At 59.8% G+C, this 21,768-nt stretch carries 20 protein-coding genes and 5 pseudogenes; 15 read left to right on the forward strand and 10 right to left on the reverse strand.

From position 1 onward, the window contains the following. The 3 genes from ACPYOI_RS22240 to ACPYOI_RS22250 all read left to right on the forward strand — a co-directional run. Positions 1–1,065, forward strand: a 1,065-nt coding sequence (locus ACPYOI_RS22240; protein WP_481423370.1) for an ABC transporter substrate-binding protein, incomplete at its 5' end; no start/stop codon positions are given. Beyond that, positions 1,062–2,015, forward strand: coding sequence for a carbohydrate ABC transporter permease (locus ACPYOI_RS22245; RefSeq protein WP_481419305.1), 954 nt, complete (start codon positions 1,062–1,064; stop codon positions 2,013–2,015). The genes ACPYOI_RS22240 and ACPYOI_RS22245, both read left to right, overlap by 4 nt. Further along, positions 2,012–2,830 (forward strand): carbohydrate ABC transporter permease, encoded by an 819-nt coding sequence (locus tag ACPYOI_RS22250; RefSeq protein ID WP_168833546.1) that lies wholly within the window; start codon positions 2,012–2,014, stop codon positions 2,828–2,830. The genes ACPYOI_RS22245 and ACPYOI_RS22250 overlap by 4 nt, the downstream gene beginning before the upstream one ends. A 111-nt stretch (positions 2,831–2,941) precedes the next feature. On the opposite strand, the gene ACPYOI_RS22255 is transcribed toward ACPYOI_RS22250, so the two are convergent. Then, positions 2,942–4,684 carry a GH116 family glycosyl hydrolase gene (locus ACPYOI_RS22255; RefSeq protein ID WP_481419306.1) on the reverse strand — a complete coding sequence of 581 codons (1,743 nt, stop codon included), beginning with the start codon at positions 4,682–4,684 and terminating at the stop codon, positions 2,942–2,944. After that, positions 4,681–5,619 carry an ROK family protein gene (locus ACPYOI_RS22260; RefSeq protein WP_481419307.1) on the reverse strand — a complete coding sequence of 313 codons (939 nt, stop codon included), beginning with the start codon at positions 5,617–5,619 and terminating at the stop codon, positions 4,681–4,683. Before ACPYOI_RS22260 ends, ACPYOI_RS22255 begins: the two co-directional genes overlap by 4 nt. 220 nt (positions 5,620–5,839) lie before the next feature. On the opposite strand from ACPYOI_RS22260, the gene ACPYOI_RS22265 reads away from it, so the two are divergent. The 8 genes and pseudogenes from ACPYOI_RS22265 to ACPYOI_RS22300 all read left to right on the forward strand — a co-directional run bounded on the left by ACPYOI_RS22265 (position 5,840) and on the right by ACPYOI_RS22300 (position 10,437). Then, on the forward strand, positions 5,840–7,039 hold the full coding sequence (locus ACPYOI_RS22265) for an ROK family protein (protein ID WP_481423371.1): 1,200 nt from the start codon (positions 5,840–5,842) through the stop codon (positions 7,037–7,039). A gap of 196 nt (positions 7,040–7,235) precedes the next feature. Beyond that, positions 7,236–8,366 (forward strand): ABC transporter ATP-binding protein, encoded by a 1,131-nt coding sequence (locus ACPYOI_RS22270; RefSeq protein ID WP_481416781.1) that lies wholly within the window; start codon positions 7,236–7,238, stop codon positions 8,364–8,366. A gap of 20 nt (positions 8,367–8,386) precedes the next feature. Beyond that, positions 8,387–8,541 (forward strand): annotated as a pseudogene (locus ACPYOI_RS22275) (ABC transporter ATP-binding protein); the annotation flags it as partial. 419 nt (positions 8,542–8,960) lie between these two features. Continuing rightward, positions 8,961–9,212, forward strand: a complete 252-nt coding sequence (locus ACPYOI_RS22280; RefSeq protein WP_481416782.1) for a FitA-like ribbon-helix-helix domain-containing protein — start codon at positions 8,961–8,963, stop codon at positions 9,210–9,212. Continuing rightward, complete coding sequence (locus ACPYOI_RS22285; RefSeq protein ID WP_481416783.1) at positions 9,209–9,631, forward strand: PIN domain-containing protein; 423 nt, start codon at positions 9,209–9,211, stop codon at positions 9,629–9,631. The genes ACPYOI_RS22280 and ACPYOI_RS22285 overlap by 4 nt, the downstream gene beginning before the upstream one ends. A gap of 19 nt (positions 9,632–9,650) precedes the next feature. Then, complete coding sequence (locus tag ACPYOI_RS22290; protein WP_481416840.1) at positions 9,651–9,809, forward strand: hypothetical protein; 159 nt, start codon at positions 9,651–9,653, stop codon at positions 9,807–9,809. Next, positions 9,782–9,988, forward strand: a pseudogene (locus ACPYOI_RS22295) (IS6 family transposase); the annotation flags it as partial. The gene ACPYOI_RS22290 and the pseudogene ACPYOI_RS22295, both read left to right, overlap by 28 nt. A gap of 302 nt (positions 9,989–10,290) precedes the next feature. Beyond that, positions 10,291–10,437, forward strand: a complete 147-nt coding sequence (locus ACPYOI_RS22300) for a DUF1127 domain-containing protein (protein ID WP_481423372.1) — start codon at positions 10,291–10,293, stop codon at positions 10,435–10,437. A 535-nt stretch (positions 10,438–10,972) separates the two neighbouring features. Here the strand turns inward: ACPYOI_RS22300 and ACPYOI_RS22305 are convergent. From ACPYOI_RS22305 to ACPYOI_RS22335, 7 genes and pseudogenes are all read right to left on the reverse strand, one after another. After that, positions 10,973–11,708, reverse strand: a pseudogene (locus ACPYOI_RS22305) (PfkB family carbohydrate kinase). Continuing rightward, positions 11,705–12,760: an ABC transporter ATP-binding protein gene (locus ACPYOI_RS22310; protein WP_481416785.1), complete on the reverse strand. Its 1,056-nt coding sequence runs from the start codon at positions 12,758–12,760 to the stop codon at positions 11,705–11,707. Before ACPYOI_RS22310 ends, ACPYOI_RS22305 begins: the two are co-directional and overlap by 4 nt. A 26-nt stretch (positions 12,761–12,786) precedes the next feature. Next, positions 12,787–13,608 (reverse strand): carbohydrate ABC transporter permease, encoded by an 822-nt coding sequence (locus ACPYOI_RS22315; RefSeq protein WP_481416786.1) that lies wholly within the window; start codon positions 13,606–13,608, stop codon positions 12,787–12,789. Continuing rightward, a complete protein-coding gene (locus ACPYOI_RS22320; RefSeq protein ID WP_481416787.1) occupies positions 13,608–14,543 on the reverse strand; it encodes a carbohydrate ABC transporter permease in 936 nt (311 codons plus the stop codon). The genes ACPYOI_RS22315 and ACPYOI_RS22320 overlap by 1 nt, the downstream gene beginning before the upstream one ends. Continuing rightward, complete coding sequence (locus ACPYOI_RS22325) at positions 14,543–15,874, reverse strand: ABC transporter substrate-binding protein (protein ID WP_481416788.1); 1,332 nt, start codon at positions 15,872–15,874, stop codon at positions 14,543–14,545. Before ACPYOI_RS22325 ends, ACPYOI_RS22320 begins: the two co-directional genes overlap by 1 nt. A gap of 52 nt (positions 15,875–15,926) precedes the next feature. Then, a complete protein-coding gene (locus ACPYOI_RS22330) occupies positions 15,927–16,586 on the reverse strand; it encodes a GntR family transcriptional regulator (protein WP_481416789.1) in 660 nt (219 codons plus the stop codon). Between the two features lie 24 nt (positions 16,587–16,610). Next, positions 16,611–17,492: a dihydrodipicolinate synthase family protein gene (locus tag ACPYOI_RS22335; RefSeq protein WP_481416790.1), complete on the reverse strand. Its 882-nt coding sequence runs from the start codon at positions 17,490–17,492 to the stop codon at positions 16,611–16,613. Positions 17,493–17,913: 421 nt separating this feature from the next. Here ACPYOI_RS22335 and ACPYOI_RS22340 point away from each other — a divergent pair. After that, positions 17,914–18,065: pseudogene (locus tag ACPYOI_RS22340) on the forward strand (AbrB/MazE/SpoVT family DNA-binding domain-containing protein); the annotation flags it as partial. After that, a pseudogene (locus ACPYOI_RS22345) lies at positions 18,062–18,253 on the forward strand (DNA-binding protein); the annotation flags it as partial. The pseudogenes ACPYOI_RS22340 and ACPYOI_RS22345, both read left to right, overlap by 4 nt. Before the next feature lie 156 nt (positions 18,254–18,409). Here the strand turns inward: ACPYOI_RS22345 and ACPYOI_RS22350 are convergent. After that, positions 18,410–19,195, reverse strand: a complete 786-nt coding sequence (locus tag ACPYOI_RS22350; RefSeq protein ID WP_481416791.1) for an IclR family transcriptional regulator — start codon at positions 19,193–19,195, stop codon at positions 18,410–18,412. Between the two features lie 89 nt (positions 19,196–19,284). Here ACPYOI_RS22350 and ACPYOI_RS22355 point away from each other — a divergent pair, with 89 nt between their 5' ends. Together ACPYOI_RS22355 and ACPYOI_RS22360 are read left to right on the forward strand one after the other, a co-directional pair. Further along, positions 19,285–20,208 carry a polysaccharide deacetylase family protein gene (locus ACPYOI_RS22355; RefSeq protein ID WP_481416792.1) on the forward strand — a complete coding sequence of 308 codons (924 nt, stop codon included), beginning with the start codon at positions 19,285–19,287 and terminating at the stop codon, positions 20,206–20,208. Between the two features lie 57 nt (positions 20,209–20,265). Next, positions 20,266–21,759: an ABC transporter substrate-binding protein gene (locus tag ACPYOI_RS22360; protein WP_481416793.1), complete on the forward strand. Its 1,494-nt coding sequence runs from the start codon at positions 20,266–20,268 to the stop codon at positions 21,757–21,759. Positions 21,760–21,768: the final 9 nt, after the last annotated feature.

Consider the following 21,768-nt stretch of genomic DNA (forward strand, 5'->3'; position numbering starts at 1 on the left):
GAGATCACGCCCTATGACGGAATGGTTCAGAAATTCCAGCAATATGCGGCGTCCGGGATCATGCCGGACCTGTCTCTGACGTCTTCGATGGAGCCAGTCATTCGTCCTTTCCTCGTCGATCTCGGCACGGAGATCGGACCTGACTGGATTAACGACTTCGTCAAGGGTTGGGGCGACGGCGCCAAGCTTGGCGACAAGGTCATTGCTGCTCCCCTTCGTGTGACCTCAACAGGCATCTTTCTGAACGCCGACGCCTTCAAGAAGGCCGGGGTTACCATCCCGGATCAGACGACCGGCTGGACCTGGGAAGAATTCATCCCGAAGATCAAGGAAGTCGCCGAGAAGTCGGGTACCCGCTATCCGCTGGTCTGGGATGTGTCGGCGAGCCGCTGGATCGTCCACGAATATCAGTACGGCAACCACATCTACACCGAGAAGGAGCCGGTGAAGGTGGTCATGGACGAGGCGGCCTGGACGAGCACGCTCGACAAGTTCGTAGACATTACCAAGGCTGCGATGCCGCCCGGGCTATGGTCCGGTGCGAGTTCGGACAACCCCAAGGAAATCTTCACCGCAGGTCAGGCTGTCGCCTATATGTCGGGCAGCTGGCAGATCGGCGGACTGGCGGACAATGCGCAGTTCGCATGGCAGGCCGGCCCCACGCCGCGCGGCACCGTTGCGTCTTCTATCTACGGCGGCGACTATATTGTGGCCTTCAACACGAGTCAGCACCTTCCGGAAGCCGTCGACTTCATCAAGTGGATTACCTCGCCGGAGATCCAGGCCCAATATGCCAAGACCTTCGGTACGATCCCGGCCAATCTGAAAGCGCCAGCCGTCAAGTACGACAATCCGGCGGCGACCGAAGCGATCAAGGCCATGCAGAACGAGTTGAATGTCAGTCCCGTCTATGCGGCGACCGACCAGGCTTGGCCGCAGATGCAAGCTGTTTGGGGTACGGTCAAGACCGCAGTTACTCAGGCGGTGGCTGGCCAGATATCCTCGGCAGAAGCCATCTCCCAGATCAAGAAGGCGGCTGACGCCTCGCTTGAGGCTGGCAAGTGACGGCGCTCATGGTGGAAGAGGGGCGTTCGGCACTGGGTCCTCACCCGGTGCCGAAAGGCCGCCGAAGCAGCCTTACAAGCCTTGGCTGGCCCTATCTGCTGATGCTCCCCACGATGGCGCTACTCGTCACCTTTACGCTTTATCCGTTGGTCCAAGGCTTGCTCATGGCCTTCTTCAAGCGGGGCGTTGTTGTCGTTCCGCAGGTGCCGAGTACCCTGCCGCAATATGTGGGGCTGGAAAATTTCATAGGGCTCCTGGGCAATGCCGACTTCCAGACTTCCCTGCTCAAGACCGTTGTGTTCGTCGTCATCGCCGTTCCGCTGAACATCGTCGTCTCGCTGGCGCTGGCCCTTCTTCTGTCGCCCCAGACGAAGCTGTTTGCCGTGGTTCGCACGATCGTCTTCTTCCCCTCGATGATCAGCCTGCTGATCATCGGTGTTTCCTGGCGCTGGCTCTTCGGTCTTAACAACGGCCTGGTCAACTACCTGCTTTCGCTTGCAGGAATTGCGCCGGTACCCTGGCTGGAGCAGGACACGATGGCACAGATCGCCATGGTCATCGCATGGGTATGGGCGCAAGCCGGTTTCAACATGATGATCTTCATTGCCGGGCTCACCGCAATCTCCACCGATTATTACGAGGCCGCATCGATTGATGGCACCAGCAAATGGCGGCAGTTCACCCACATCACGCTGCCGCTGCTGAGACCGACGATGGCCGTTGTTCTCGTGCTGTCGTCGATAGAAGCGTTCAAGGTCTACGAACTCGTCGTATCGCTGACCGGAGGGGGTCCAGGCAAGGCGACGGTCTACCTGATCCAGACGATCTACGATACCGCGTTCCAGAAGCCGATGCAGGCCGGCGTAGCCGCCGCGCAGTCGATGGTCCTTTTCGTCATTCTGCTGTTGCTGACGATCTTCCAGCTTCGTGTATCGCGGGGTGAAAGATGACGCGAATTTACTCCCCCTGGCGACTGGCCCTTGTCGCACTGACACTGTTCGTCTTCCTCATGCCGCCGGTATGGCTCTTCCTCTCGTCGTTGAAGTCGCAGCAGGAGATCTTCCAGTGGCCGCCAACGATTCTCCCCGCGCAGCCCACCCTGCAGAACTTCATCGATACTGTCTCGCGCGCGAAGTTCCTTATTTTCTTCCGCAATTCAGCCGTGGTGTCCGTGCTCTCGGCGCTTCTTTCCGTGACGATCAGCGTGATGGCGGGCTATGCGCTGGCGAAATTCAGGTTCAAGGGTGACACGCTTTTCTTCCTGCTCATCATGTCGTCGCTGATGGTGCCGCTGCAGATCATCATGATCCCCGTCTTTCTGGTATTGCGGGATCTCAATCTTCTCGACACGCTCGCGGGGATCATCATCGCGCCGGCTGCGACACCGACCGGTGTCTTCCTGATGCGGCAGTACATCACCAACATTCCTGACAGCCTGCTAGAAGCGGCACGTCTCGACGGAACGCCGGAGTGGCGCATCCTGTGGCGGATCATCGTACCGCTCGCGATTCCGGCGATCGGCACCCTGCTTGCCTTTAATCTCGTTTGGCGCTGGAACGATTATCTCTGGCCGTTCCTGATCATCAACGATCAGGACAAATGGACTGTCCAGGTTGCCCTGGCGAATACCGTTGGGCGTTTCGGCATCAACTGGCCGCGGCTGCTGTCCATGTCGGTGCTTTCGGTGCTGCCTGTGCTGGTGATGTTCACCGCGCTGCAGCGCATGCTCATGAGCGGCCTGATGGCGGGCGCGACCAAGGAATAGGGCAGGGTGCCCCACATGGACCGAAAAGCCGCCTTCCGACGGCCTTTTCGTTGACAGTAGTTCTGCAGGTGGCAGGAAAGGGCCGCTTCTTTGCGGCCAATCGGGGAAAACTCAGCGGATCGCCGCCGCCAGCTTATCCTTGAAGGCAAGGGCTGCCGCTGCCGGCATGCTGCTCCATCCCTGGAGCAGGGAACCACGTCCCCAAGGTGGCGAGAAATATTCGACCGCCCCCATCCAACCTTCTTCGAGGCAGGTCTTCCACCAGCGCAGGAGCGAATAGTCCGCGCCATCGAGCCCGTAGGCAAGGCGCTGCTCCGCATAAAGACCGGAAAGATACGGCCAATCGGAGCCATTATGGTAGCGGTAGGCAAAGTAGGATTTTTCGCGCGTGTCCTTGGGCCGCTTGAATGGCGGGAAGGCGCAGAGCACGCCCCAGTCGCCATAGGGCTGCTCGGCGTTGTTGCGGCTTTCCAGAACCTTCTCCATTCTGGCAAGGACGGCCTTTGCCCTTTCCGCCGGCACCGCCTTGAAGCGAAGCAGGGTCAGGCTGTCCAGCGTCACGTGGTCCTCGACGAAATCGGTCTTTGTTCCGTAGTCGGCGTAGGTACCGCCCGGTTGCAGCAGCGCCTCGTCGAGCGATGCGCGCGCTTTGTGCGCTACTGCCGCCGCCTTTGATGCAACGGTTTGGTCGAGTGCCGCACCAAACTTCGCTATGATATCGAGCGCGCCGATCCACAGGCCGAGATCATAGGCAACATAGCCATGGCGGTAGACGTTGTCGGCCCAGTCGCGGTCGTGGCGCGGCTTTACCGGCAATCCGTTTCCGGCCTCGTCGAACCCGCGATAGCGCTCGAAGATCATCACGACCTTGTCCCAGTAAAGGGAGAGCGGAGAACTGTCGCCGGTTGCCCGGATGTAGTCGCCGATCGTCAGGATGAAGAAGAGCGGGCTGTCGAAGTGATCGCTCCACCAGTCGCCGGGGCGCAGGTGCTCCTGCTTGATCCGGGGGTGCGAACTGCGCACCTTTTCCCATTCCTCGGCCTGAGCCGGACCTGTGAGGATGACGCCGCTCGGCGCCTCTCCGTTCGGCTGGATGCCGCGTGCGAGGAGATCGATCTGCGAGCGTACGGCGCCCGGCTCCCGATCAAGCAGCGCCTGCAGCGTCCAATAGCCGTCGCGGTAGTAGGTCCGCGCCGGCGCGCTGTAGGCCTGGCCGGCAGCAAGGCCGGCGAAGGCGCCATGCTCATCCTGCCGGATACTGGAGAGGGCGGCATGAAGGCTCTGCGAGATCATGCTGCGCATCAGCGGAGCCGCCTCCGGCATCGCATCGCAGCGAGCCACATAGGCATTTGCCTCCGCGATCAGCTCCGCCTGGTCAAGGTCGAGCGCCATCTGCGCTCCCTCGATCGTCGCGCCGGCGGTCACGAATATCCCGTCAGGTCGTTGTTCGGCGATCACCACTCCCCATGCTGTGCGGGCAATCCGGCGACTGCCCTGCCGTTCGACCGGTTCGGGCTTGGTTGTGCTACCCCACCAGGCGCAGCGGCGAGCGGGGATAAGGGTACGCAATCTCGCGCCCTTCAAAAACAGCGCAGGAGACGATTGCCCGACATAGAGACCACCGCTGTGCGCCTCCACCCGGTTCGGCGCATAGGTGAACGGAGCACTCCAGCCGGTGAAGGTCAGGTTTGCCAGCTTGCCTGAGCCCCAAAGCGAGAGCTCGATCTTGCCTTCCGGCCGGCAATCGCCCTGCAGGCGTGGCGCCATGAAGGGCATGAGGACCGGCTCCGCGGAACGAAGCTGCCCATCTTCGAGTGGTGTCAGAACCTGTGGTTTCGGCTGTGGAGCGGTCATTGGGCGATCTCCTGCTCTCCGATAGCTTCGAAAGTTGAAAGCTCACTGAGCCCGAGCATCAGGGCTCCAACCATACCGGCTTCACGACCGATGCCGGTAGCCTCGATCCGAGCCGAAAAAGGCAGCAATGCTGACATGTGGCGTGTCACGGCCTCGACGAATTCCTTCCGCGAGCCGATGCCGCCCCCGAGCACGATGAGAGCCGGGTCGAAAATCGTCTGAACGGAGGCTATGCCGACCGAGGCGGATCTTGCGAGCGTTTCGATCACGCCAGAGGCTTCCGCATCCCCTTTGGCGGCATGGGCGAAGATCTCGCTAACCGGCCAGCTGCCATCGCCGTAGAGGCTGCGTACCGCAGGCGAGTCGACCTGGTCCTCAAACAAACCGGCACGAGCCCTCGGAGCGGTCTGATGTGGGTCGGCTCCAAGGGGCAGCAAGCCGAGTTCTCCCGCCCGGCCATGATGGCCGCGGAAGAGACGGCCGCCGATAACGAGCCCCATCCCGACGCCAGTCCCGAACGCAATGAATGCCAGGGAACCGAGGTTGCGGCCCTTGCCAAGGGTAGCCTCCGCAAATGCTGCGAGGTTCACGTCGTTTTCGACGACAACGGGGCAGGGCAGGCTCCGAGCGAGAAGCGCCGCAAGCGGCTGATCGGCGGGAACAGCCAGATGCGGAGAGAGGGAAGCCAGCCCCGTCGACGGCGAGACGGCGCTCGGTATGCCGACAACGGCCTTATGCAGCGGACCGCGGTCATGATGTCGCTCAAGCAGTGACAGGACCATGCGCGGAATCTGCTTGAGGACGGGCGCGTCGGCGCCGTGTTCCGTGGGTTCCTCCACCGTTGCCAGAACCCGGCCCTGAAGGTCGGCTAGACCCGCAAGGACCTTTGTGCCGCCGAGGTCGACGCCAGCCACGATCCCTCGAGCGGCACTCATCGGGTCTGCCCGGTAGCTGCGATTTGATCGTCGCAAGTCTGACGCAATGGTTGAAATATTTGACAAATGCAGTCTCTTGCGATATTTGTTCGGCAGGTTGACGAATTTATTATTGCCGCCTCCGCAAGCTGTCAACAACCAGTTTGAAATTGGCGGGCTTTCATGAAAAAGCAAAAACACCAGTGCAACGAAAAGACAGATTCTGCGGGACAGTTCGAATATGGCCTTAACCGAAAATGCGCCTCCTGTATTGCGGCAGATATCCGTTCGCGCCGTCATGGATGTCCTGCTTCACGCCGGGCCCACCTCGCGTGCCGAGCTTTCCAAGTTGACCGGCCTGTCCAAGCAGACAATGTCCGAAGTCATCCGGACGCTTGAGGAAGGCGGCTGGGTTCGGGAAAAAGGCGTTACCAGCGGCCGCATTGGTCGCACAGCGATCACCTACGAGGTCAACGGCGATGCCGGCTATGCGGTCGGTATCGATATGGGTGCGTCGACATCACGCATCGTGGTCGGCAATATTGTCGGAAGCATCGTTGCCGAAGTCGACTTTCCGTCCGACCACCGCGGCGGATATCACCTGATCGATCAGGCAGAGGCGATGCTTTCGAAGATGCTTGCGGACATGGGCATAGCCCGGGAGCGTGTCCTTGTGACGGCGATAGCAACGCCAGGTGTCGTGGATCCGGCGACCGGTGCGCTTTCCATGGCGCCGAACCTCGATATCGGCGGGATCGATATCGGCAGCACACTCAGCGAAAGGCTTGGTTGCCCTGTCGTCCTGGAAAACGATGTTAATGCAGCTGTGATCGGCGAGTCGTGGCAAGGGTGTGCGATTGCTGTGGACAGCGTGGCCTTCATATCACTGGGGACCGGTATTGGCCTTGGCGTGCTGCAGGATGGCAAGCTGATGCGGGGGGCAAACGGGGCCGCCGGCGAAATTTCTTACATGCCGTTCGGCGCGGATCCCTATGCTGAGGACAGCCTCGAACGCGGGGCCCTGGAATGTGCAATCGGGGCCCAAGGGATCAGCGCACTCTATGCCCGTTCGGGTGGAACGAAGCATATCTCCGTTCGAGACATTCTGGCGCTTGCCGAGAAGAACGACCCTGTTGCGATCGAAGTCATCGGCAAAATATCCGACATCGCCGCGCTCCTTGTCGTTTCCGTCAATGCGATCGTCGATCCGAAGACCGTCGTTCTGGGGGGCAGCATCGGGCGCCATCCGCTTATTGCCGAACGTGTGCGGCAGGGTATTATGAAGGCAAGCCGCCGCGCCATCGACGTCAAGGCTACCGTTCTTGGCAGTCGGGCGACGCTGCTGGGCGCGCTTGCGATTGGTCTGAACCATGTTCACAATCTGCTCTTCTCCCCCCAGACGCTGCCAGAGCAGCGCCGACTCCCGCCGCCGCCGCTTTGACCGGCTGACAATTCCTACGGAGGCAACGCGACTCATGGGACAAGATGACCGGATGCGCTTTAACGAGGGCAGAAAGTCACGTTCGTCATCTTGACGAACTAATTAGTTCCACGCAAACTGTCGCGATTGGAGGCATGGGCCGCACATTCGGCGAGACTACACTGCCTCTGAAGTGTGACGTTGAGGGAGTGGAGTCATGGCTGGTCTCAAGTTGAACGACATAAAGAAGAGCTTCGGCCATCATCAGATCCTCCACGGTGTTGATCTTGACGTACGCGAGGGCGAGTTTGTTGTGCTCGTCGGCCCTTCCGGTTGCGGCAAGTCTACATTACTTCGCCTCATCGCTGGCCTTGAAAGCGCAAGTTCCGGACAAATCTTCATTGGCGAGGATGATGTCACGACCGCGCCCCCCGGCGATCGCGGGATCGCGATGGTGTTTCAGTCCTACGCGCTGTACCCTCACATGACGGTTGCGAAGAATCTCTCCTTCGGCCTCGAGAACCTCAAAATGAGCCGCGCCGAGATCGATCAACGCGTCTTGGAAGCTGCGCGGATGCTCGCGATCGAACTTCTTCTCGACCGACGTCCGAAACAGCTCTCGGGGGGCCAGAGGCAGCGTGTCGCGATCGGCCGCGCGATCGTCAGGAACCCTAAGCTGTTCCTGTTCGACGAGCCATTGTCAAATCTGGATGCTGCCCTTCGCGTGCAGACTCGCGGCGAGATCAGCCGCCTGCACAAGCGGCTGGGCGCGACGATGGTCTATGTGACGCATGACCAGATCGAGGCCATGACAATGGCCGACCGCATCGTCGTCCTCAATGCCGGCCGCGTCGAACAGATCGGTACCCCGCTGGAACTCTTCGAGGGGCCGGCCAACAAGTTCGTCGCGGGTTTCATCGGTTCACCCCAGATGAACTTCTTTGAGGGCACGCTGCTTCGCTCGGTGCCAGGCGGCGTTCTGGTGGAGGTATCAGGCTTTGGGATGCTAAATCTGCCGATCAAAGCGGCAAATGTGGCGCCTGGACAGGCCGTCATCCTCGGGGTGCGGCCGAGTCACTTCGAACTTGCCAAGGATGGTGTGGCAAGCGACTTTACGGTTCGTTTCAAGGTGGATTACGCCGAGAGCATTGGAACGGACACATATGTCTATGGCAAGCTCGAAGGTAGCGATATTCCGGCGATCGCCCATCTGCCGGATCATCTCGCGATCGAAGATCACTCGTCTATGAACTTGGTCGTCCGGTCTCAGCGCGTTCACCTCTTCGATAGGAAGAGTGGCGCCAACATGGACACGACGATTGTCAAAGACAGTGCTAAGGCGGCTTGATGACGACGATCTCGCGGGCAGGCGCCCGCAAGGATTCTCTCCCCGTTACCGGCCAGCATCCGTTGTCGGCCGGCAGTGTCAGCTTCAACGATGTGAACTGAACGGACTGCCGCCGTTTGCCCGCACCAAGCAGGGCATCGGCTACGTGCCTCAGGGGCGCGATGTATGTACCCTCTGCGACGCTCATATGGTCCTGATCGGTTCTATTTCTCGATTAAAGTCGCAGAAGTCAAAAATCATCCCTATCGGTTCTTTTCCTTCTTGGCTGGACCAATGGTGATAGCATCATCCCGATGGGGATGATTATGGAAAAAATCCCAGATGCGAAAACTCTCGGCCTGTAGATGCGGCGGGAGCGCAAACAGCAGGGGCTCGCCGGCGCGATCGGCGTCGGCGTACGTTTCATGCGTGAGCTGGAGGCTGGCAAGGAGAGCGGCCAGATCGGCCGCGCACTACAGGTTGCCGCGGGTCTCGGCCTGGTTCTTTCGGTCGGGAATCGAAGGGACGCGCGGTGATGACGCGCCACGAACACAATCGCATTGAAATGTTGCCATCAATGGATTAAATGCAATCAATGATGACTGGAGGGCGTTCATGGCCAGCATGACCATTCGCAATATCGACGCCCGTCTGAAGCAACGGTTGCGCATTCGCGCCGCGACCCACGGCCGATCAATGGAAGACGAGGCCCGTGACATTCTGAGAACGGTCCTTGCCCGACAGGAACCGACGCCCGACAACCTCGCCGGCGCTATTCGTGCCCGACTGCAGCCGCTCGGCGGTGTCGAGCTGGAGATTCCCGCACGCGAACCGATCCGCGACGCTCCGGACTTTTCCGCGGCATGATCGTTCTTGACACCAACATCATCTCCGAACTGCTGCTGCCGGTCCCGGAGCCTTCGGTGGTCGACTGGCTGGTGGATCAGCCTCCCGCCGCGGTCTTTACGACCGCAGTGACGGAAGCCGAGATCCTCTACGGACTGCGTTTGCTGCCCGATGGCCGTCGCCGACGCGATCTCGAAGCGGCGATCCTCCCAATCTTTGCGCAAGACCTTGCTGGCCGCGTCTTGCCGTTCGACCGGGACGCTGCAGATGTCTATGGCGTCATTGCCCCCGACAGGCGGAGAAATGGTCGGCCGATCAGCCAATTCGACGCACAGATCGCGGCGATTGCGCTTTCTCGTGGTGCGGCACTGGCAACGCGAAATATTGCCGATTTCGAAGGAGTCGGCCTGAGCATCATAAACCCGTGGGGGTACCGCTAAGGTGGTTTTACGCGGATCCATGTCAGCCGTAGTTGCCGATCAGCTGGTCGGCGAAGCCGCCGGCGACACCTTCGACAGTATCGAAGCTTTCCGCGGCTCGACCGGCGCCGACACACAATTGAATTGCTCGTATTCGTCGACGGAACGCAAATCTCCGGCTCTGTTGACCGCTCAGTAATTCTACTCTGTGTCCGCCGGTACCTGCCCACCACCTCCAGCTTGCGCGATCTGGAGGAGATGGCGATGGAGCGCGGGTTGAACGTCGATCATTCTACGGTCCACCGCTCGATCCGCCACTTCGCGCCACTGCTGCTCGAGCAGTTCAAGCAGCGAAAGCGTGCCGTCACCGGAAAGTGGCTTGGACGCCCGGAACGCATCGTTGTCGATGCAAGTTCACGACGGGACCGTTACAAGCGTCACCGTTTCCGTACGCTTTCATTGCCCACCCGTCTGGCTTTATTTCAGTTGTGTTTGAGCCCGCGGCTGGTGGAGGTGCTGGCGATTTGGGCACTCCACAGCAGAGTGCCGCGTCTGGCGCATAACTGGCCTGATGCATTGTTCATGTCATGAGGCGGGCAAAGCACCTATATACGTGACATCGAACGACGCCGGAAATCACGGTCGCTGACGTCAAACGGACCTCAGGAAAGGGGATCATCATGAACGTCGCACGCACCTTGAACAACTGGCGCAAGTATGGTCAGACTATAGCCGAACTGGGTCGCATGACCAATCGCGAGTTGAGCGATCTAGGTATTGACCGCAGCGAAATTCGCAACGTTGCTCGCGTTGCCACTTCTCTTTGAGAGTGGTGTAAAGCATTTAGAGGCGCCCGCTCTTTAGCGGGCGTTTTGCGTTTCAGTGGTAGAAGAAGCCCGCGCATCTGTCGCCGTCGCGAGATGCATGTTTTGTGCATAGCTGCACTGCAGCATAATCTCATTTCCAATGATCAGTATCAGCGTATGCTGGGCTACATCGAAGCCATGCAGCTCCTCCCGCAGCGCTTCGTGTTTCAGACGCCCATTCCCCTCCCGAGGACGTCTGTCGGAACAGCGACGCTCCTCCTCCCAGCCGCTGTTCGGTTCTTTTCGAAAGCCTGCCGCACCTCCTCCCGCGGCAGGCTTTCTTGTTTCCGGAGGTCGCTTTCTTCGCATTTGTGGCCGAGTGAGTGGTTAAGAAATTTAGGCGGGTAGGCTCTCGCCTGCACAACGATCCCCTCGGTTGCGAGGTCCAACGTCCGCCTACCGTCCGTGCCACTATCTGAGCAAACCAGGGTTGCCACTTAGAATCGGTTTGAGCCTCCAACCGGGCGGATTGCTGAGACAGTGGTGTCGGCTGCCGCTATCTTAGGTTCTGCTGCAGTAAGGCCTCGACGCCAGCACGGTCAGGTGCGCCGAGCCGTCCGCCAAAGACACTGCATTTCAGCGCAGCGGCGGCAGAGGCCATTTGAATGGCGGTATCGGTCGGCAGGTTCTCGGCTATCGCCAGTGCTTAGGCGCCGTGGAAGACATCTCCAGCGGCGTATCGGCGGTCTTGACGCGGAATGCAGGCATATGGGCGAGGCGCCCCGCATCTTTGTCCCGCCAGTAACTGCCGCGCTCGCCAGCAGTGACAACGATCAATGCCTGCGGATAGCGCTGGGCGAGAAGCGGGCGGTGATATCATCGGCCGTTACGCCCCTTACGTCCTCATGTAGACGAGGATCGTAAAAGGGAATGATCAATCTCGCCCCATCGTCGTCGACGAGGATTGTCGATACGGCCGAGCGGGCACCGGAAACCCGGACGCAGCCGCTGACATCGATGCCTGCTTGCCCTAGCTCCGATACGATCTGCTGACCGGTCTGGTCGTCACCGACGGCGCCCCAGAGGCTTGCCATGCCGCCGAGACGGACGATGGCATAGGCGGCACTGGATGCCATGCCTTCGGCCACTTGCAGCATTTCATAAGGCAGGACCTTGCCCGGTGACTGCGGAATTGCCTGGACGCGAAACAAGGTATCCAACACAGCCGCTCCGACGCACAAGATGTGGCGCCGGTTGCCGGGCAACTGAGGTGCGGTCGGTAAAGGGTTCAAACGCGCTGCCCGGTGGACTTGTCGAAAAGATGGATGTTCGCCGGATCGATTGTGATGGCGACGGTATCGCCGTAACCGATAGCCAATCGTTCGCGGAAGAGGCAGGAGATCTGTTCTCCGTTGCAGTCCAGCTTGGCGAAGATTTCCGATCCGGTTCCTTCGGTAAGCTCGGCGCGGCCGGCAATCCCGCCCGGGCTGCTGCGAATATGTTCGGGGCGGACGCCATAGACCAACTGGCCTGAGGGCGCTGCGCTCTTGATGTTTTCAGGTAGTGGCAAGGTCAAGCCCTTCTCCGTCCGGAAAACACCTTCCTCGATCCTGCCGTCGATGAAGTTCATCGACGGCGAGCCTATGAAGCCGGCAACGAAGAGATTGGCCGGCCGATCGTAGAGCTCAAGGGGGGCGCCGACCTGCTCGATCACGCCGTCATGCAGAACTACGATCTTGTCTGCCATCGTCATCGCCTCGATCTGGTCATGAGTGACGTAGATCGTCGTCGTCTTGATGCGCTGATGCAGTGACTTGATCTCGGCGCGCATCTGCACACGCAGCTTGGCATCGAGATTGGAAAGCGGCTCGTCAAAAAGGAAGACCTGAGGATCGCGAACCAGTGCACGGCCCATAGCCACGCGCTGGCGCTGCCCGCCCGAGAGTTGCTTCGGATAGCGATCGAGCAGCTTTTCAAGGCCGAGGATAGCAGCGGCCTTGCTGACCCTGCCGGAAATCTCCGATGCATCCGCTTTCTTCAGTCTCAGGGCAAAGCCCATATTGTCGGCGACGTTCATATGCGGGTAGAGCGCGTAGTTTTGAAAGACCATCGCAATATCCCGGTCGCGAGCCCGCAGATTGCTGACATCCCGAGAGCCGATCCGTATTTCTCCGTCGCTCATCTCCTCGAGACCGGCGATCATGCGCAAGAGCGTGGACTTGCCGCAGCCGGACGGACCAACGAGAACGACGAATTCTCCATCGGCGATTTCGACGCTGATATCTCTGATAACGTTGACCGCGCCAAAGCGCTTCTGGACGTTGCGAATATTCACGTTGGCCATGTTGATTATCCCTTTGAGTGCTTGGGTCAGCCGCCCTTGACTGCGCCGGCAGTCAAGCCTGCAACGATCTGCCTTTGCGCGAACATCGTCAGCACCAGCACCGGCAGCGTGACGATCAGCGCTGCGGCGGCGAGCGGCCCCCAGCTCACCTGTTCGAAAGACAGCATGTTGTAGACAGCGACCGGCAGGGTTCGCGTCTCGCGGCTTGCAAGCACGATACCGAAGACGAAGTTGTTCCACGAGAAGATTACCGACAGGATGAAGGCGACGACGATGCCAGGCTTGGCGATCGGCAGCGCCACCAGGCGGAACACCTGCCAGGGCGTCGCGCCGTCGATGCTGGCAGCCTCTTCGAGCTCCATCGGCGTCGTTTCGAAATAGCCGATCATGATCCACACGACGATCGGCACCGTGACGACGAGGTGGATGATGATTTGCGGCCAAAGCGTGCCGAGAAGATTGAGCCACTGGAACAGCAGGAAGAGCGGGATCAGAAAGGAGAGGCCGGGCGTCATGCGGGCGATCATGATCACCATCGCCGAACGCTCGGCCTTGAGCCGCGCAATTCCGTAGCCCGCTGGAACGCCGATCAGCAGAGCGAGCAGCGTCGCGCCACCGGTTACCAAGATGGAGTTCCAGAAATAGAGGAAGAAATTGTTTTCCTGGAAAACCTGGATGTAGTTCGACCAGGCGAAGCGCTCCGGGATCAGGATCGGCGGATAGGCGCCGTTGTCGATCTCGTATTTCAGCGATAGCGAGATCATCCAGAGAAAGAACAGGATGACCGGCGAAACCATCACCAGGGCAACGAAGAAAAGGCCGATGCGATCGATCGTCTTGCGCTTCATCATCGTGACTCCGTGTCCGACCAATTGGCACGCTGGCGGACCATCATCAGCACGAAGGACAGAGCGACGATGATGACGAAAAACATGACGGCCATCGCCGACCCATAGCCGATGTCGTAATAGGAGAACGCTGTGTTGTAGAGATAGATGTTGATCGTTTCCGATGCGGTTCCGGGCCCGCCCTGCGTCATCGCATAGATGATGTCGAAGCTTTTGACGGCATCGATGCTACGGATGATGACGCCAATCATCAGGAAGGGTGCGATCATCGGTAAGGTCAGGTAGCGGAATTTCTGCCAGGCATTTGCGCCGTCGATCTCGGCGCTCTCATAGGGTTCGCGCGGCACGGCGGCGAGGCCGCCGAGCACGATCAACATGATCAGCGGCGTCCACTGCCACGTTTCGACCAGCACCAGCGAAGGAATAACGCTCATCTGGTTATAGATCCATTCCTGCGGGCCGATGCCGATGAGTGAGAGAAGGTAGTTTAGCACGCCGAGCTGCGGGTGAAACATCATGGTCCAGACGAGTGCGATGGCGACCGGTGTCGCCATCATCGGCATGACGAAGATGCCGCGCAGGAAACCGCGAAGCGGAAACTGCGCGTCGAAAATCAACGCAGCAAGTGTGCCGAAGAAGAGAGGCGCCACGACAGCAAGCAGCGTGTAGACCGCCGTATGCCATAGCGACTCCCAGAAGCGCATGTCGGTGAACAGCCTGACGTAATTGTCCAGACCCGCGAAAACGACGGGCTGGCCGAGCGTCCAGCTGTTCACGCTCATCCAAAGCGTGAAAACCCATGGAAAGACGATGACCGCGGCGATAACGACGAGCGCCGGGACAACGAATGGCCAATAGTTGGGGGCAAGCCTGGGCTTGCTCCTTCCTTTTACGGTGCTTTCGCCCCGCGCGGTTTCCATGCTCACGGATGCCATTATCCCTCGCTTCGGGCCAGGACCGGTTCGAACTGTGCGGTTGCGTTCTTCAGTTCAGCGGCCGGATCGGCGCCGCCGATCATGTTTGTGAGGCCGACACCGTAGATGTCGCGGAATTCGGTGACCGGAATAATGACCGGCAGTGCGAGCTGTGAGACCTTGGCGGAGGCCGCAACGGCATCGACCCAGGCGCTCGGCATCTTGACGCCCTCGCGGACCTTCGGATCTTCGAGAACCGAGTTGCGGAACGGAACGCCGGCACCAGCCTGCAGAAGACGCGCGCCCATCTCCTTGGAGATGACCCACTGGCAGAACAGATAGGCGGCTTCCTTGTTCTTGCTGGCAGCGGTAACGCCGATACCGTCGCCGGTAGTCGCGGCGGCTTGCGCTTTCGGTCCCTTCGGCATGATGCCATAGCCGACCTTGCCGACGACGCGGGATTTTTCCGGGTTTTCGATCGGCGGCGCAAAGCCGACCCCATCGAGCCACATGCCGATCTTGCCCTGCAGGAAGGCCGATTGCGCTTCCGCCCAGTTGAAGCCGGAAACGCCAACAGGGGCAGCCTTGGTCATCAGCCGCTGGTACATCTTGGCCGCGTCGACAGCCTCGTCCGACGTCGTGCGCAGCTTACCGTCGGGGCCAAGCGGCGTCGAGCCGTAGCCGAGCATCAGCGTCGTCCAGACCGGCACGTTGGCGTTCTTCAGGCCGCGGGCGACGAAGCCGTAGGTGTTCGTGGAGGCATTCGTAAGAGCTTCGGCGGCGCTGACCATTTCTTCGAAAGTCGTGGGGTAGGAAAGTCCCTTCTTCTCGAAGAGTTCCTTGTTCCAGTAGATGATCCAGTAGTCGACCGAGAAGGGAAGCGAGCGCAGAACGCCGTCGGAATCCTTTGCGAAGGTCAGGCCGGCCTCGGCGAAATCGCTCTCGACCAGCGACGGATCGGTGAGCGACGGATCCTTGACAAAGCCGCTGATGTCGGCGAGCCAGCCGCCCTTTTCGAACTGGCGCTTCTGGACGTGGTAGCTCAGATGAACGACGTCGAAGCTCGGCTTGCCGGAGCTCAGTTCGATCGTGGTTTTCTGACGCTGCTGCTGTTCGGGCGTCGCTTCGGCATTGACCTTGATGCCGGTGAGCTCTTCGAACTCGCTCAGATATTTGAGGATCGTCTCGCTGCGCGGGCTCTTGACGAGATTGACCTCGAGGGTCGTTCCTGCGAAACGCTTCCAATCAACGGCGGCCGAAGCCGGCTTGACGCCAAGCAGGCCGGCCGCGCCGATCGCGGCGGATCCGGCCAGGAAGCCCCGGCGAGTCGGATTCATGAATGAAGATGGCATGCTATTTTCTCCTCCTCTTTTACTCGGCGATCTCCTCATCGCCGGCGGTCGTCTATAATCTCAGCGCGCGGCTTCGCGCGTGATTGATGTGTGCCGCAAGTGCGCTGACGGCTTCTTCCACATGTCTCCGTTCGATCGCCTCCAGCACCCGAAGATGCTCGCCCATGACAGGCCCGACACGGCCATCGATGCGGAAGCGCTCCTGGCTGATCAGCCGCATCTTGATCGAATTGACGCGATAGGCATTAGAGATGATCGTATTGCCGAGCGCGTCGATGAAGGCATCATGCATGCCCCAGTCCACGGCCTGGGCATAGACTTCGAGTTCATGCGATCCGTTACCGCCCTCGATCGCCGCGACGATCTCGCGATGCTGGTTGAGCATCCCTGCAATTGTCTCGTCGGTTGCCGTCTGGGTGAAAAGCGCGACGGCTTCCTTTTCGAGAAACAGGCGAAGCTGGAAGGCTTCGCGGATGAGGTTGAGATCGATATGAGCGATCTGCAAACCGCGCTGCGGCACCGTCTTGATCAGGCCTTCGGCCTCGAGCCGCGGGATGAGCTCCCGGATCGCGCCAAGCGTTAATCCGGTCAACTCGACCAACCGGCGTTGGGAGACGAACTGCCCAGGGCGAACGTCGCGCGCAAGCAGATGCCGGGTAAAGCTCTCATAGGCTCTTTCCCGCAGCGTCGGCTGCTCGTCGACTCCATCCATAGGGTTCTCCTCGTACATTGCCGCTTACGCCGCCTTCGTTCGGAAAAGCCCTTCGAAGGAAGCAGCAAGCTCACGCCTACCGTCGGCGGAAATTGACGTCAAAGGAGGACGGACCGCAAGCCATGTTTCGTCGTTTGTCATCGCTGCCACCATGACTTTTACCGCAGGTGTCACGGGATGCCTCAAGAGCTCGGCGACAAAGCGCTCAACGCGCGCATCGTCCTTGCCCTCGACCGCCATCGCCCGCACCTCGAGCGGCGCAAAATTCGCCATTCCGGAAATCGCGCCCCGGCCGCCCATACGTACACCTTTGGCGAGATGACGCTCGTCGCCGATCAGGATGATCAGATCCCCATGCCGGCGCAGAAGCGCTTCCGTATAAGGCCAGTCCCCGGAAGAATCCTTCACGCCAATGACAATCGACGGGAACGCGGCCCGCAACCGTCCGATCAGCTCGATGCTGAGCGCCACCATGGTCACCGAAGGAATGTTATAGACCAGCACGTCGCGGGCGTTGTCGCCCACCTGTGCAAAGACATCCGCAAACCAGGCAAAGACGCCGTCGTCGCTGACATTCTTGAAATAGGAGGGCGGAGCGAGCAGGATATTGCGGACACCCATCGACAGCGCTTGCGACATTTGCTGGGCTGCATCTTCGGCCGCGTCGACGAGGACGCCGACAACAATTTGGGAGGGCTGAATGCCGGCGGCGATAAAGGTGTCGAGAATCCGCTCCCGCTCCTGACTGCCGATCGAGGCCCCTTCACCGGTCGTTCCGAATAGCGTGACGCTGGCGCAACCCGAAGCCAGGCTTCGCTTTGCCTGGGCGAGCATGATCTCAGCGGCAATGGCCCCACCGCTCTCGAAAGGCGTCGCCAACGCGACCGACAAACCAAACCCCGTCACCGATTGATCTCCTTCATGTCAGTGTTAATTGACTAACATGTCAGTGCATAACTGTAAACCCGTTTGTCATGAAAGATCTTCGTCTGACAAATGCACTTCTCCTGATCGTGTTCGCTCCGTGGCAGACATGTTCGCCGTACGGCAATTCACCAGCGAGTCCCGTAGATCTTGACTTGGGCGCGCGCGAAGAGGTCGAACGACACAGGGTTGATGGATTGTATCTCGATGCTTCCGATGCCGGTTTGTTAGCCGAGCGTGGCGCGCGACCTGGCAATAGATGCGGACGCCCATCGCGATCAATGCTCTTGGTGCAGGCTCAGCAAAGCAGATTTTTTATTCCGTTCAGAGCCCAATTCCCAAGGTACAGTTGAGTGAAGAATGCCACTAGATAATCGATGAATGTCCGGAATTTGGCCGATACGAGGTCGACTTCCGTCGGGCCGCGGATGGTGGTGTTGTGCTGACAACGGCTGATAAGACGCAGCCCGCCAGCCGCTTTCAAAAACTGCGAGGGCTGCTGGGAAGGGACTCGATACAGACGCGATCGAGTCGCTCACGCGCGGTGAAGCGTGACGCTTGTCGACACGAATGTATTGCTCGACCTTCCAACCAATGACTCAATCTGGGCGGGCTGGTCGATCGAGCAACTCGAAACGGCCAGCCTCGCCGGTCCATTGTTGATCAATGATGTCGTCTATGCCGAGCTTACGGTTCGCTATGAGCGCATCGAAGACCTTGACGCGTTCATTGAAGAAGCTGGGGCTGCCGAGCCTACTGCCGGGAAGCGGTAATGGTCTCTGGAACGACGATCTGGTTCGCCAGATGACCGATGATTGAGCGCGTCATGAGCGCCGCCGATCTCGACCAAGTCGGCTGCAATTCTCTTTGCCTGTTGCTATTGATTCCTCAGGATTGGATCATCCGCTCCTTCGATAACCCAAGGCGCGGCTGATCTGATCGGCAGTCGAGCGCAGTTTCAGCAGCAGTTCCTCGCGCCGCTCGACATATCGGCTTGTCAGCGTTCCGAGATTGAGCGCTGCGATCACATTGCCTTCCGCGCCAAAAAGGGGGGCGGCGATCCCAGTCGAGCCAGTGACAAATTCTTGGTCGTTGATCGCATAGCCGTCACGGCGGACCTTTGCGAGGACCTCGCGGATCTGTTTGACATCCGTGATCGTGTAGCGGGTGTAGGACAGTAAGCGGACGCGCGAGAGATAGTCTTCCAGCGCTTCCGCGGGAGCATGAGCAAGAAGCACGCGGCCGGTTGCCGTGCAATGCGCGGTGATCGCGGCGTCCATATTGACGTCATAGCGGACAGGGTGGTGGCTAACGCATTTTGCCAGTCGGCGCAGGTCGCAATGCGCATTCATCGTGCCAAGCAGAACCGTTTCGCCGGACTCATCCCTCAGCCGTTCCATGAACGGCATTGCCGTGACGACCAGCGGCTCCTCATGGCGGCGGAAAGGGAAGCCGTGGCGGCTTGCCTCCACCAGCATGTAGTGCCCTGCAGCGTCCTGAACGACATGGCCGCGGGCCGCCAGTGTCTGGATCAGGCCATGCGCGCTACTCTTCGGCAGCTTGAGATCGCGGATGATCTGCGAGAGCGAGGCCGGTTCGCGCAGCACCGACAGATATTCCAGGAGATCAAGGATGCGACCCGCGCTCTTCACTTCAGAGTTCATGTATGTGAACAAAACCCCCATTGATGGCTATTTCCTCAGCTTATAAAAAATTTGCCTAGAAAAAATACAAGGGCAAGGCAGTCCCCGGCATCGCCGAATGAAAGAATATCATGAGCGCAGCAGAACAGCATGACAAAAACCAGCCCTGGCTGTGGGCAGACGACGTCTGGCAGAAGAGCGTCAACAAGGTCCGGGCGGGTCGCTCACTGAAGCCGGCGCAGTGGAAGAACGGCGCCCGCATGGCTGTCGCTCTCTCATTCGATGCCGATCACGAGACGATGGAACTGCGCAACGGCGGCATCTCCATCAGTCGCCTGAGCCAGGGCCAGTATGGCGCACGCTCCGGCATGCCACGCATCCTTAAGCTGCTCGAAAAATACGCGGTGCCCGCATCGATCTACATGCCCGCCGTCTCGGCTATGATCAATGCCGACGAGGCGCGTGCCGTCGTTGCTTCCGGCCATGAGATCGGCATTCATAGCTGGATCCACGAATTCAATTCGCGCCTGGACGAGGCAACCGAGCGCGATCTCGCGCTACGGGCGGCCGACGTTCTCGAACGCGTCTGCGGCATCCGGCCTGTGGGCATGCGCACCGCATCCTGGGATTTTAGCCCCCATACGCTGAAGATCGCTCGTGAAATGGGTCTGCTTTATGATTCCTCGTTGATGGCCGATGACGAGCCTTACGAGTTGCTGGAAGACGGCGAGCCGACCGGCATCGTCGAAATTCCGGTGGAATGGATCCGCGACGATGCTCCCTACGTCGCGATGGACCGGATGACAGGCGCACGGCCCTATGGCGACCCGGCTATGGTCCTCGAGATCTTCCAGCGCGAGCTGGAGCTTGCTTATGACGAAGGTGGGCTTTTCCAACTGACGATGCACCCACATCATGTCGGGCACCGCTCCCGCATCTTCATCCTGGAGGAGATCATCCGCCAGGCGCAGGCGAAGGGCAGTGTCTGGTTCACGACCCATGCTGAACTTGCTGCCTATTGCGCCAAGGAGGCTGGTATCGGTCGGGCCGCATAACGTTCTCGCCTTGGAATAACTGGAAGAATAAGCTGAAATAAGAAGAGAGGAACACAGATGTCTTTGAGATTTGCTACCGCTGCCGCATTCGTGATGGCTCTCATGGCCTCGACCGCCATGGCTCAGTCGCCCAAGGATATGCTGACCATCGATCTACCGAACGATGCCGCGACGCTCGATCCGCATCTACAGTGGAACACTGACAGCTATTCGATCTACCGCAACATCTTCGACAACCTGCTGACCCGTGATGCCAAGGGCGAGATCGTGCCTCAGATCGCCAAGTCCTGGAAATATCTCGACGACAAGACGATCGAGTTCCAGATCCGCGACGACGTCACCTTCCAGGACGGCTCGAAGCTGACCGCCGAAGACGTCGCCTTCTCGATCAACCGCATCATCGATCCGAAGCTGAAGAGCCCGCAGCTCTCGCAGTTCGACCAGATCGACAAGGCTGAGGCCACCAGCCCGACCGTCGTCAAGATGACCACCAAGTCCGCCTATCCGGCGCTGCTCGCCCAGCTCGTCAAGCTGTCGATCGTGCCGAAGGCCTATGTCGAGAAGGTCGGCGACCAGGAATTCAACCTGAAGCCGCTCGGTTCCGGACCCTACAAGATGGTCAACTGGCAGAAGGGCGTCCAGACCGAGCTTGAGGCCTATTCGAGCTACTGGCGCGCCAAGCCGCCATTCCAGCATGTCGTCTTCCGCACCGTGCCTGACGTGTCCACCCGCATCGCCGACCTGAAGACCGGCAAGGCCGACCTCATCCGCGAAGTGCCGCCAGATCAGGCCGAAAGCATCAAGAGTGACTCGAACTCGCAGGTTCTGTCGGTTCCGACCGAGCGCATCGGCTATCTCTTCATCAACGCCCAGGCCGGCGCCACCAAGGACGTCCGCGTCCGCGAGGCGATCGCCTATGCGATCGACCGCCAGGCGCTGGTCGATGCGCTGCTCGAAGGTTACGGCAAGGCGGTGGAAGTGCTCGGTGCCGAGCCGGTCTTCGGCTACACCGACAAGGTCAAGGGTTACGAGTACAATCTCGACAAGGCCAAGCAACTGGTGAAGGAGGCCGGCGCGGAAGGTGCCACCGTCGAATTCCTCACCTCTCCGGCCTATAGCCGCGCCACCGTTGAGGCCATCCAGCAGATGGTCAATGAGGCAGGTCTCAACGTCACCATCTCCTCCAGCGACCAGGCGACCTTCCTGAAGCGCCGCCAGGGCGATCCAGCCAATGCTGGCGGCCTTGCCTTCGGCGCATGGTCCTGCGCCTGCCAGGACGTCGACGGCGTGATCTTCCCGCTGTTCCGCACCGGCAGCATCTGGGCGAAATATTCGAACCCGAAGTTCGATGGGGCCGTCGACAAGGCGCGCGCCATCCTCGACCAGAACGAGCGGCTGAAGCTCTACGAGCAGGCCTACCAGATCCTCAAGGACGACGTTCCGGGCCTTGGTCTTTATCAGGCCTATGCGATCTATGGCGCAAACAAGCAGCTGAAGTGGCAGCCGACCGCCAACGAAGCCATGTTCGTCATGGACATGAGCTGGCAGTAAGACAGGTAG

The organism is Rhizobium sp. SVR5-2C (genome assembly GCF_056755115.1).